This is a genomic window from Mesorhizobium sp. WSM4833 (assembly GCF_055811095.1).
In genome coordinates this window covers 20,626-32,987 of record NZ_JBVVQG010000018.1, presented here as the reverse complement: position 1 = coordinate 32,987, position 12,362 = coordinate 20,626, and the positions used below count along the sequence as shown (strand labels likewise).

Here is a 12,362-nt window from a genome sequence, read left to right as displayed (position 1 = left end):
CCTCGGCTGCGCCCATGACTCGGCATTTGCCGATGATTGGCCGGTCTCGCTGGCTCGCACCGAAGTGTGCTGCACGTACGCTTCCTGACCTTCAAACGGCCATTGAAGAGCAGGTTACTCTCCCAAGCTCGTCGGCTCCTCCCGTGGGACGAGTTCGATGCCATGAAGCTGTCGGGGTAATTGCAACGGTGAAGCCGTTGCGCTGACACCTTGCAATATCAGAACATCGATATAGGTGCGGCCCTTTCAGGGCGTCCTCCCGCCAAGTCACCTTGGCGATTCCCTCTTGTCGAGCACCGCGCTTCCAACTCGGCGTAGCCCCTACCGACCCAGGTGGGACCGGCCCGGTGAGCCGATGGCCTCAATTGCGGCCAAGTGTGCTTGCCTCGGTCGCACCGAGGCGCAAGCGCTTCCCCGGCTCTTCACGTCCAGCAGGCGCCGAAACCCGATCCGCTGCTGTTCGGCGAATCTTGAAGATCATCTGGCGACGGTGGCTAGGGCCAGCCGTTCACCAAACGGCTGAAGCTGGCCGAGGCCCGGAAGCGTGCTGGTCGCGGATAGTCCTTGTTCAGTGATCTTTCGGACCGCTCATCCGTGCAAAACGTCGGCTTCGTGACACTTGTGCCGGTTATCGAGTCCGCGCCACAGGCTAGGCGACCCACGTCCGTGATTGCGGGCAGGCTTTAGGCTCGAACCGCCATTGGCACGAGCTTTGCGCCCGGGGCGAGAGGACGGCAGCAGCCGACAAGCCCTTATCGCGGTTCCCGCGATGGACACAAAAGGAACCCACCATGGCAGTGCCGCACCGAATCTTGGAGAACGGGTCACGAGATGGGTGGCCTGCGGCTCGGCTGATCGGCATCGACCTTGCTCGCGGCTTGGCCGTCTTCGGCATGTGTGCCGTCCATGTCGGTCCCGGCAGGGGCGACGGACTGGCCGGGCGTATGATGGAATTCCCCTTTGGGCGGTCGTCCGTCCTGTTTGCCGTATTAACGGGTTTTTCGCTCATCCTGATTGCCGGCCGCAACCCGCCGAAATCGGCGCTAGCCGGTAGACAGGCCATTGCCAAGGTTGTAATTCGCGCCCTTATCCTGCTCGCCCTTGGCGAAATCCTCGCCTATGTCAACGCGCCCGTCTCGGTCATTCTGGCATACTACGGCGTCTGCTTCCTGTTGGTCCTACCGCTATGTCGGCTCAGCGCACAGCGGCTCGGATTGCTCGCGGCGGCAACGGCATTGGTTCTCCCGCAGGTGCGTTTCCTCCTTCTCAAAATGTTTGGCTCCGGGCGCTCAGACCCCGAGGTGTTCACCCTGCTGGTCAGCGGCACCTATCCCGCCTTGACCTGGGTTCCTTTGCTGATCGCAGGCATGGCCATTGCGCGCTTTGACCTTCGCACGCGCGCAATGCATTTGCGCCTCGGTGTAGCCGGCGTCGCGCTGGCCGTGTTGGGCTTTGGAGGATCCTGGCTCGCGCTGCATTTGATGCCTGGGGTAAGCGCAGAGCTGGCCAACTTGCAAGAACTTGAGCTGACTCCTCAGCCCTGGTGGTGGCTGGACTTGGACGATCTCACAACGAGTTGGCTATGGATTGCCTCGCCTCATAGCGAGACGACGTTTTGGATTTTTGGCAGCGCCGGTTGCGCAATGATCATCGTGGCGGCTTGCTCGCTTGCTATGGATGCGCTCCCGTTCATGCGAAAGCTGGTCTCACCTATAATCGCGGTCGGCTCGATGCCTTTGACGGCCTATCTTCTGCACATTCTGGGAATATATATGCTTGGAAGACCTCACTCACTGTCCGCGCTGTTTGGCCTCATCGTGGTTGTAAGCGCTTTCGCGGTGCTCTGGCTGCGCTTCTTCCAGCGAGGACCGATGGAAGCGCTGATGGGTTGGATCGTCGATCGAGCGACGCGACGTCCGCTGAACACCATGTCGCCCCGACTTTCGGATCGACAGTTACGCACGCCAAAGAAAGCGAACCTGACCGATGGGCCGACATAGCTGATAACTAAAATGTCGCGGCTGCTCGGTACCATCTGGGGGCAATCGCCAAATCTTGCAACCATTGCCCTGCGCGCGGCTTTGACGAAACGAATTTCGAGTATGCTGGCGCTTTTGCGCGATGTGTTTGATGCATCTCCCAAAGTCCTTAATTTCAGACCGAAGGACACCTGTCGATTTCCACGGAGGTTGTTCCAGCGAATAGGCCCGTTCCGGCGCTGAAGCGAACTCGCATTGCGATCAGGCGGCGCCATGCGCGCAGGTGCTTGCCAAAGCTATCGGCGTCGGTCGATCATACCGCGTCCCTGGCTTGGTAGAGCTTGCTGATTGGGCCACGGATGACCGTACATCGCATTCGCTTGCCGTCGACAGCAAGCTGGTCAGGTCGCTCTCAAAGAGAGGATTAACGAGCTGACAGTGAGTTGATGCTTCGTGAGGTCATTTCGGCGAGCGACATTCTGGTTGCGCCTTTTCTTTGGTCGGCATTCGCGCAGCCTATCGTGGGTTGGAATTGACACTCGGATCATGCAGGCGTGCTGCCGGGAATGCCGTGGTCGCAGCGACTGTTGCGCATGAGGTGGCGCGCACAAGTCGACCTACGAGCCGGCCCGGCGTTCGCGCGGAGTTCCAAATCGAGACCGGGACGGTCGGCGCCTCAAGAACGGCGCCCGGTCGCCCTGCTGCCAAGCGCGACCGCGCTCGCCCGGGCTGCGCAACCTGACCAACTCCGCCCGGGCGAACGCTGAGGCACTTCCCGGACGCGCGAACGGTTAAGGCCGGCGAGGCGCACGGCACTGGTCAAGGCCCCGTCGGCAGTAGCCGCGATCCATGCGGCTTAGAGACTAGGCCTGACCGACAAAGTAGCCGTGGGCAGGATAGCGCCGCGCGGCTGGTACGGCTGCGTCGCAGGCGCTGAGCTGAAGGTCTCGCCCGTCAGAGGTTAGGTTGCGCGTTTCGGGCCGAACAGGAACACTGTGAGGGCGGCAAGGAACGTGGCCACTGCGCTGTAGGCGAACACGCTGGCGATGCCGGCATTATTCACAAGCACTCCGCCGAAGATTGCGCCGGCCGCGATGGCAATTTGGAACGCTGAGGTCATCAGCACACCGGCGCTTTCGGCCTGCTCGGGAACGGCGCGCAGCACCATCCAAGTCTGTACCCCCACCGGCACTGCACCGAAGCCGAAACTCCATACAGCAACCGCAATGGCCGAGGCGAAGGCCGATGCTCCAGGCATCAGCAACGAGACAGCGGCTATGGCCATGAGCAGCGGCGGCAGCGCCGCGACTGCCTTGAGGCTGTGTTTGGCCAGGTATGCGCCGGCTAAATTGCCGAAGAATCCGCACACCCCCGAAACGAGCAACAGCAGCGAGATCGTCTCGATCCGGAGCGCGGGAATTTTCTCGAGATAAGCCCGGACATAGGTGAAGCTGGCGAAGTGCCCAGAAGCGACCAGCAGCACCACCACAAGCGCGACCTTGATGGTTGGCTTCTTGACCACATGCAGCAGGCCGCGCAATCCAGCCATTTCAACCGGCGGCAACATCGGAAGGGTTGCGAGTTGCACCAGCAATGTAACGGCATTGACGGCTGCGGCGATCATGAAGGTGGCTCGCCATCCCCAGATGTCGCCGACATAGGCGCCGATTGGAGGCGCGCAAACGATAGCGACCGAAACGCCGGTGAGGATGATTGATAGGGCGCGCGGCAGGAGGTGATTTGGAACCAGCCGCACCGCCAGCGATGCCGAAATCGACCAAAAGCCTCCAAGCGCAATGCCGAGCACGACGCGTGCCGCCAGGAAAACCGGCAGCGACCAGGCCACCCCCGCCAGAAGGTTGGATAGGATCTGAAGCAGCATCATCGCCCACAGGACGACTCTGCGGTCGAGGCGCTTTGTTATGAAGGCGATTGTCGGCGCCGAAATCGCCGCGGCAATCGCAGTCGCAGTCATCGTCTGTCCAGCCGCACCCTCTGTGATATGCAGATCATGCGCGAGCGGCGTCAGCACGCTGGCAGGCAAAAGCTCAGCCGCCACAAGCCCGAAGGTGCCCAGGCCAAGCGATATGACCGCGCCCCATGCGGGACGAGATCGTCGATCCGGGTTTTCTGGGCCGTGCAGAAAAGTCTCCATGAAGCCTGTCGCGGATTGGGTCATGAATATGCTCGCCAGCTTGGGTGCAACTGCAACATGGGTTGGCTGCATTGACCGCGTTCATGCCAGACACGCCCTTGCCGGCGGCGTCGCACGAAGGGAATGTTCATCGCTGCCCGACATGTTGTGACAGCGCCGCGTGCAATATCAGTGCCGGTTTCTCCGGGTCGGGCGGGATCTGATCGTCGGTAGTCGTAGCATCACGCATGCTCCATGCCGACTGCGCGGGGCCAGTCTCGAACCAGCCATGCGCAACCAGCTGCCGGCAGGCACGTCTGATGACCCGCGATGGAGGCGCGCAAGCCGATCGCTTTGCCGCCGCCCGTACGCAGCAAAAAGTGGGCTCTGGCTCGAAAGCCCAAGTTCTTCCGGTGTCGGCTTCGAAGCTGACGCCTTGTGTCGGGCAATGTCGGCTCCGCTACAGGGCTTGTTGCGACAATCACTTGTTTGGCAGCAAACACTTGTTGGCGCTCAGGCTAACTCGCGAGACACTAAAGAAAAAATCCCTGTTCGTTATCGCCCAGTCTACTTGGCACGAGTCTTGAGACCCTCTCGGTGTGAGGCGGCATGAGCTGCCCATCGGCATTCATAGTGCGGGCAAGCCGCGACGATGGAAAAGGAAGGGAATCTATAATGTCAGGTCTGCGTCAGATCGCCTTTTACGGAAAAGGCGGCATCGGCAAGTCCACCACCTCCCAAAATACGCTCGCCGCCCTGGTCGACCTCGGGCAGAGAATTCTCATCGTCGGCTGCGACCCCAAAGCCGACTCCACCCGCCTGATCCTGAACTCGAAGGCTCAGGATACTGTCCTGCATCTGGCGGCACAGGAAGGTTCGGTGGAAGATCTCGAACTGCAGGACGTGCTCAAGATTGGCTACAGAGGCATCAAATGCGTGGAGTCCGGCGGCCCGGAGCCGGGTGTTGGCTGCGCGGGCCGAGGCGTCATCACATCAATCAACTTCCTCGAGGAGAACGGCGCCTATGACGATGTCGACTATGTCTCCTACGACGTGCTCGGCGACGTGGTTTGCGGCGGTTTCGCGATGCCGATCCGCGAGGGCAAGGCGCAGGAAATCTACATCGTCATGTCCGGGGAGATGATGGCGCTCTATGCCGCCAACAACATCGCCAAGGGCATCCTGAAATATGCCCATTCGGGGGGCGTGCGGCTCGGAGGCCTGATCTGCAACGAACGTCAAACCGACCGTGAGCTCGACCTTGCTGAAGCCCTGGCTTCCAGGCTCAATTCCAAGCTCATCCACTTCGTGCCGCGCGACAACATCGTTCAGCACGCCGAGCTCAGGAAGATGTCAGTTATCCAGTACGCGCCGGATTCCAAGCAGGCCGGGGAGTACCGCGCGCTGGCCGAGAAGATCCATGCCAATTCTGGCCAGGGCACCATCCCGACGCCGATCACCATGGAGGAGCTCGAGGAGATGCTGCTCGACTTCGGCATCATGAAAACCGACGAGCAGATGCTTGCCGAGCTGCAGGCCAAGGAAGCGGCCAAGACGGCCGCCCAGTAACGACCGATATCGGTCGCCTCTCGAGTTGGGGCGCCTTGCCAAGAACGGCGCCTCATCGGTGGGGCGTCATCAGACACCTTGAAAGGGGTCCCATGAGCCTGGAATACGAGAATGATGGTGCTCTCCATGCGAAGCTTATCGAGGAGGTGCTATCGCAATATCCCGACAAAGCGGCGAAGCGCCGCAAAAAACACCTGAACATCGCAAAGAGCGGGGATGAGGCTACCGGGGAAAGTGAGATCCTTTCCGAATGCGACGTCAAATCGAACATCAAGTCCATCCCCGGGGTGATGACGATCCGTGGCTGCGCCTATGCCGGCTCAAAGGGCGTGGTCTGGGGCCCAGTCAAGGATATGGTCCATATCTCGCACGGCCCCGTCGGCTGCGGCCAATATTCCTGGTCACAGCGCCGCAATTACTATGTGGGCACAACGGGCATCGATACGTTCGGGACAATGCAGTTCACCTCCGACTTCCAGGAGAAAGACATTGTCTTCGGCGGTGACAAGAAACTGGAGCAGATCATCGACGAGATCGAGGTGCTGTTTCCGCTGAACAACGGCATCACCGTGCAATCCGAATGCCCGATCGGTCTCATTGGTGATGACACCGAGGCCGTTTCTCGCAAGAAGGCCAAGGAGTACGAAAAGACCATCGTGCCGGTGCGCTGCGAGGGCTTCCGCGGCGTCTCGCAATCACTCGGCCACCACATCGCCAATGACGCGATCCGCGACTGGGTCTTCGACAAGAAGGACGTCGACTTCGAGGCCGGTACTTACGACGTCAACGTGATCGGCGACTACAATATTGGCGGCGATGCCTGGGCCTCGCGCATCTTGCTTGAGGAGATAGGATTGCGCGTGGTCGGCAACTGGTCGGGCGACGCAACACTGGCCGAGATTGAACGCGCGCCAAAGGCCAAGCTCAATCTCATCCACTGTTACCGGTCGATGAACTACATCTGCCGACATATGGAGGAAAAGTATGGCGTTGCCTGGATGGAGTATAATTTCTTCGGACCGTCCCAGATCGAAACCTCCCTGCGCAACATAGCCAAGCATTTCGGGGCGGAAATCGAGGAGAAAACCGAGAAGGTAATCGCCAAGTACAGACCGCTTGTCGACGCCGTCATCTCCAAGTACCGGCCCCGCCTCGAAGGCAATACCGTCATGCTCTACGTCGGTGGTCTGCGCCCCCGCCACGTCATCACAGCTTACGAGGACCTCGGCATGGTCATCGTCGGAACCGGCTACGAGTTCGGCCACAATGATGATTATCAGCGCACCGCTCATTACGTAAAGAACGGCACGCTGATCTACGACGACGTTACCGGCTACGAGTTGGAGAAGTTCATCGAGGGAGTTCGCCCCAACCTCGTGGGCTCCGGCATCAAGGAAAAATACCCGGTGCAGAAGATGGGCATTCCGTTCCGTCAGATGCATTCCTGGGACTATTCGGGACCTTATCACGGCTATGACGGCTTTGCCATTTTCGCACGTGACGTGGATCTTGCAATCAACAATCCGGTCTGGGATCTCTACCACGCTCCTTGGAAAGAACGCCCGCCTACTAGGCGGGCGATAGCTGCCGAATAAACGCCCAGTCCTTGGTCCGGTCTCTCCAGAGAGACCATGAACCCCGCGAGCTTGTGAGCCTCGCGGTTACCGGAAACGTCTCGACCTGTCTGAGCTGCCGGATAGCGCGGCCAGATTAAAAAGAGGAATACCAATGCCGCAGTCGGCCGACAAGATTCTCGACCACGCTCCCCTGTTCCGCGAGCCGGAATACAGGCAAATGCTCGCCGAGAAGAAGCTGAATTTCGAATGTCCGCACCCGGATCAGATCGTTACCGATCAAGGCGAATTTACCAAGACCTGGGAGTACCGCGAAAAGAACCTCGCCCGCGAAGCGCTTGTGATCAATCCCGCCAAGGCTTGCCAGCCCCTCGGCGCGGTGTTCGCGGCCGCGGGCTTCGAGCGGACCATGTCCTTCGTCCACGGCAGCCAGGGCTGCGTGGCCTATTACCGCTCGCACCTGTCACGCCATTTCAAGGAACCTGCTTCGGCGGTTTCCTCCTCGATGACCGAGGATGCGGCAGTGTTCGGCGGCCTGAAGAACCTGGTCGACGGGCTCGCCAACACATACCAACTTTACGACCCGAAGATGATCGCAGTGTCGACGACATGTATGGCCGAGGTCATAGGCGACGACCTCCACAGCTTCATCCAGAACGCCAAAGACGAAAACTCGGTCCCACGCGACTTCGACGTGCCCTTTGCCCACACGCCAGCCTTCGTCGGTAGCCATGTCGACGGCTATGACGGCATGCTCAAGGGCATTCTGGAGCACTTCTGGAAAGGCCAGCAGCGCACGGAAACCAAGGGAAGCATCAACGTCATTCCGGGCTTCGACGGTTTCTGCGTTGGCAACAACCGGGAGCTCAAACGTCTGCTCGATGTAATGGGTGTGTCCTACACCTTCATCCAGGACGCGTCCGACCAGTTCGACACCCCATCGGACGGGGAATACCGCATGTACGACGGCGGCACGAAGATCGAAGAGGTGAGGGGGGCACTCGACGCCGAGGCAACGCTTTCGCTGCAGCACTACAACACGCGAAAAACGCTGGACTATTGTGGGCAAGTTGGGCAGGCCACGGCTTCCTTCCATTATCCGCTCGGCGTCCAGGCGACTGACGAATTGCTGATGAAGGTCTCGGCGCTTTCCGGCAAGGAAATCCCCGAGGCAATCCGGCTGGAGCGCGGCCGACTGATTGATGCCATGGCGGACAGCCAGTCCTGGCTGCACGGGAAGAAATACGCGATCTACGGCGACCCTGACTTCGTGTACGCCATGGCCCGCTTCGTCATGGAAACGGGCGGCGAGCCGACACATTGCCTCGCCACCAACGGCACCTCGACTTGGGAAGCCGAGTTGAAGGAACTGCTTGCATCCTCTCCCTTCGGCAAGGACGCTCAGGTCTGGGCGGGCAAGGACCTCTGGGCTATGCGGTCGCTGCTCTTCACCGAGCCAGTGGACCTGCTGATCGGCAATTCTTATGGCAAGTATCTGGAGCGCGACACCGGCACGCCGCTGATCCGGCTGACGTTTCCGATCTTCGACCGGCACCACCACCATCGCTTTCCGCTCATGGGCTATCAGGGCGGCTTACGCGTTCTGACCACCATCCTCGACAAGATCTTCGACAAGCTCGATCGCGAGACGAGCCAGACGGGCGTGACGGACTATTCCTATGACCTCACCCGCTAAAAGACACGGACCGGCTTTTAGCCCAGGCGGTTTATTGCCAATTGGCTTTGGGGACTGACGTGATGAGCTCGCTCAGTGCGAAGGTCCAGGACGTTTTCGACGAGCCCGCCTGTGACAAGAACCGTGGCAAGGATGCCAAGGCGCGCAAGCAGGGCTGCGCAAGGGCGCTGACGCCAGGAGCGGCAGCGGGCGGTTGCGCCTTTGACGGAGCCAAGATCGTCCTGCAGCCGATTACCGACGTTGCGCATTTGGTCCACGCGCCGCTCGCTTGCGAGGGCAATTCCTGGGATAACCGCGGTGCAGCTTCGTCCGGGCCAAGCTTGTGGCGCACCAGCTTCACGACGGACCTCACCGAACTCGAGGTGGTGATGGGGCAGGGCGAGCGGAAGCTCTTCAAGGCGATCCGCGAAATCAAGGAGGCGTATGCGCCACCGGCAGTCTTTGTCTATTCGACCTGCGTGACGGCGCTCATCGGCGACGATATCGAAGCTGTCTGCAAACGCGCCGCCGAAAAATTCGGCTTGGCCGTGGTCCCGGTCAATGCGCCGGGCCTGGCCGGTTCCAAGAATCTCGGCAACAAGCTCGCCGCTGAGGCGTTGCTCGACCATGTCATCGGCACGGCGGAACCCGATGACGCCGGGCCGCACGACATCAACATACTTGGCGAATTCAACCTCTCCGGCGAATTCTGGCTGATAAAGCCGCTCCTCGACCGGCTCGGGATCCGGATTCGCGCCTGCATCCCGGGCGACGCGCGCTATCTCGACATCGCTTCCGCGCACCGAGCTCGGGCAGCTATGGTCGTGTGCTCGACGGCCCTCATCAATCTAGCTCGCAAGATGGATGAGCGCTGGGGCATCCCTTTCTTCGAAGGCTCCTTCTACGGGATTTCGGACACTTCGGAAGCACTCCGCAAGATCGCTGAGCTGCTGGTGAGGAAGGGAGCCGATCCGGAGATCCTGGACCGCACAGAGACGCTGATCGCCGAGCAGGAGGCGATTGCATGGAAGAAGCTCGAAGCCTACCGGGCCCGCCTCCAAGGCAAGCGGGTGCTGCTGAACACGGGTGGTGTCAAGTCCTGGTCGGTCGTCCACGCGTTGGTGGAGATCGGGATCGAGATCGTCGGCACCTCGGTCAAGAAATCGACCGTCGAAGACAAGGAGCGCATCAAACTGGTCCTCAAGGACGACAAGCACACATTCGAGCAGATGCCAGCGCGCAACCTTTACGCCATGCTCTCTGGAGGCAACGCCGATATCATGCTGTCGGGCGGGCGCACGCAGTTCGTCGCGCTAAAGGCCAAGACGCCCTGGCTCGACATCAACCAGGAGCGACAGCACCCTTATTCCGGTTATGACGGCATGGTGGAACTCGTGCGGCAGATCGACCTCGCCATCCACAACCCGATCTGGGCCCAAGTGCGCGAGCGCGCTCCGTGGGATTGCCCACCCCATGTGAAGGACGAACTGCCGGGCACGAGCAACGACACCGAGAACCTGCACGCCGTCGGAAAATCCGCCGGCAAGACGCCGTCGAATTGGGTGGATGTTGAGGAGATGCGATGACCCGTATCCTCCCCCAGACCAAATCAGCATCGGTCAACCCGCTGAAGTCGTCACAGCCGCTTGGTGCAGTCTTGGCCTTTCTCGGCATCGACGGCGCCGTGCCGCTGTTCCACGGCACTCAGGGCTGCACCAGCTTCGCCCTCGTGCTGCTTGTGCGGCATTTCAAGGAAACGATCCCCCTGCAGACCACCGCGATGGATGAAGTAACAACCATCCTCGGCGGGTCGGACAATCTGGAAGAGGCGATCCTCAATCTCAAGACCCGCACGAAGCCAAAGCTGATCGGGGTCTGCACGACGGCCCTGGTGGAAACCCGTGGTGAAGATTCGGCAGGCGACATCGCCGAAATCAGACTGAAACGCGCGGCAGAACTCGCGGGTACGGAGATCGTCCTGGCCAACACGCCGGATTTCGCCGGCGCCCTCGAACAGGGCTGGGCCAAAGCTGTCACCGCGATGATGGAAGGCATTACGCGACCAGGCGAACGGGCGCGCAAGAAAGAGAAGATCGCAATCCTGCCCGGTTGGAATCTCACCGTGGCTGACATCGAGCATTTGCGCGAGATGGTCGAAAGCTTTGGGCTGCAATCGGTGATTTTCCCGGACCTCTCAGGCTCGCTCGACGGTACCGTGCCAGACCACTGGGTCCCGACCACCTATGGCGGTACGAGCATCGAGGATATCCGCGAGCTCGGCACGGCTGGTCACTGCATCGCCGTCGGCGAGCATATGCGCCGCCCCGCCGAGGTCCTGTATAGGGCGACCGGCGTGCCCTACGTGCTGTTTCAGTCGCTGACTGGATTGAAGGGCGCCGATCAGCTCTTTTCCCTGCTGTCGGCTATTTCTGGCAAGCCTGTGCCGGCAAGTGTCCGCCGCCGGCGGGCGCAATTGCAGGATGCGTTGCTCGACGGACATTTCCATTTCGGAGGCAAGAAAATTGCGATCGCTGCTGAACCAGACCAACTCTATCAATTGGCAACCTTCTTCGTTGACCTGGGCTCCGATATCACGGCGGCGGTCACGACGACCGATATGTCGAAAATTCTGGAAAAGGTACCGGCAGAGTCGATTCAGGTCGGCGATCTCGGCGATCTGGAAGCGCTTGCGGGCGGCGCGGATCTTCTGGTCACCCATTCACACGGACGCCAGGCGTCGCAACGCCTTGGCATCCCGCTCATGCGCATCGGCTTCCCCGTCTTCGACCGGCTCGGCAGCCAGCACAAGCTCTCGATCCTCTATCAAGGAACCCGTGATCTGATCTTCGAGGTTGCCAACCTGTTCCAGGCCGACCGGCGCGCGCCGACGCCTGAGGAGCTTGATCCATTCCGCAGGCGGCAAACGCCAGGTGAGCCCGATGCGTCGCCTCTCACTCGTCACTGACGAGGTTCACCGTCCGATGCGTGAACGACAAGCAGGCGCCTTGCGGGTGGCAATCGCTACTCAGGACGTCAAGCAACTCAATGCCCATTTCGGGGCGGCCAAGCGCTTTGTTATCTACGACATGACGCGTGAGGAGTGGGAGCTCGTGGAAGTCATCGAGTTCGACGACGTCTCCGACGAAAGTGGGAAACATCGGGCCGAGAGGGACGACCGTATCACTCCGAAGGTAGAAGCGCTGAAGGGCTGCCACCTCCTGTTTTGCCTGGCGATCGGCGGACCTTCGGCAGCCAAGCTTGTTTCGGCAAAAATCCATCCGATCAAGGTGCGGCAGCCTCAAAGCATCCAAGAGGTGCTGTTTCGCACGCAGACAATGCTCAGGACCTGCCCTCCGCCTTGGCTGCGCAAGGTCCTGGCTGAGGCAGGCGTCGCGAAACAGAAACCGTCCTTTGAGGACGACGACTGAAAT

General features: G+C 60.5%; 8 protein-coding genes. 7 read left to right on the top strand and 1 reads right to left on the bottom strand.

The genetic code is table 11. The features are described 5' to 3' along the window. The first annotated feature begins 791 nt into the window (after positions 1 to 791). Positions 792 to 2,000, top strand: coding sequence for a DUF418 domain-containing protein (locus AC0L2D_RS27375; protein WP_473543321.1), 1,209 nt, complete (start codon positions 792 to 794; stop codon positions 1,998 to 2,000). A gap of 940 nt (positions 2,001 to 2,940) precedes the next feature. Here AC0L2D_RS27375 and AC0L2D_RS27370 read toward each other — a convergent pair. Further along, positions 2,941 to 4,158, bottom strand: a complete 1,218-nt coding sequence (locus AC0L2D_RS27370; protein ID WP_473543319.1) for an MFS transporter — start codon at positions 4,156 to 4,158, stop codon at positions 2,941 to 2,943. Between the two features lie 630 nt (positions 4,159 to 4,788). On the opposite strand from AC0L2D_RS27370, the gene nifH reads away from it, so the two are divergent. From nifH to nifX, 6 genes are all read left to right on the top strand, one after another. Then, the gene (nifH, locus tag AC0L2D_RS27365) at positions 4,789 to 5,682 is read left to right on the top strand and encodes a nitrogenase iron protein (RefSeq protein WP_027162766.1); all 894 of its coding nucleotides are present in this window, start codon (positions 4,789 to 4,791) and stop codon (positions 5,680 to 5,682) included. 92 nt (positions 5,683 to 5,774) lie between these two features. Continuing rightward, complete coding sequence (gene nifD, locus AC0L2D_RS27360; protein ID WP_063171297.1) at positions 5,775 to 7,277, top strand: nitrogenase molybdenum-iron protein alpha chain; 1,503 nt, start codon at positions 5,775 to 5,777, stop codon at positions 7,275 to 7,277. Between the two features lie 133 nt (positions 7,278 to 7,410). Further along, on the top strand, positions 7,411 to 8,952 hold the full coding sequence (gene nifK / locus AC0L2D_RS27355; RefSeq protein WP_473543317.1) for a nitrogenase molybdenum-iron protein subunit beta: 1,542 nt from the start codon (positions 7,411 to 7,413) through the stop codon (positions 8,950 to 8,952). 62 nt (positions 8,953 to 9,014) lie between these two features. Next, complete coding sequence (nifE, locus tag AC0L2D_RS27350; protein ID WP_473543316.1) at positions 9,015 to 10,517, top strand: nitrogenase iron-molybdenum cofactor biosynthesis protein NifE; 1,503 nt, start codon at positions 9,015 to 9,017, stop codon at positions 10,515 to 10,517. Next, positions 10,514 to 11,896: a nitrogenase iron-molybdenum cofactor biosynthesis protein NifN gene (nifN, locus tag AC0L2D_RS27345; protein WP_473543314.1), complete on the top strand. Its 1,383-nt coding sequence runs from the start codon at positions 10,514 to 10,516 to the stop codon at positions 11,894 to 11,896. The genes nifE and nifN overlap by 4 nt, the downstream gene beginning before the upstream one ends. Continuing rightward, positions 11,862 to 12,359 carry a nitrogen fixation protein NifX gene (gene nifX / locus AC0L2D_RS27340; RefSeq protein WP_473543312.1) on the top strand — a complete coding sequence of 166 codons (498 nt, stop codon included), beginning with the start codon at positions 11,862 to 11,864 and terminating at the stop codon, positions 12,357 to 12,359. The genes nifN and nifX overlap by 35 nt, the downstream gene beginning before the upstream one ends. Positions 12,360 to 12,362: the final 3 nt, after the last annotated feature.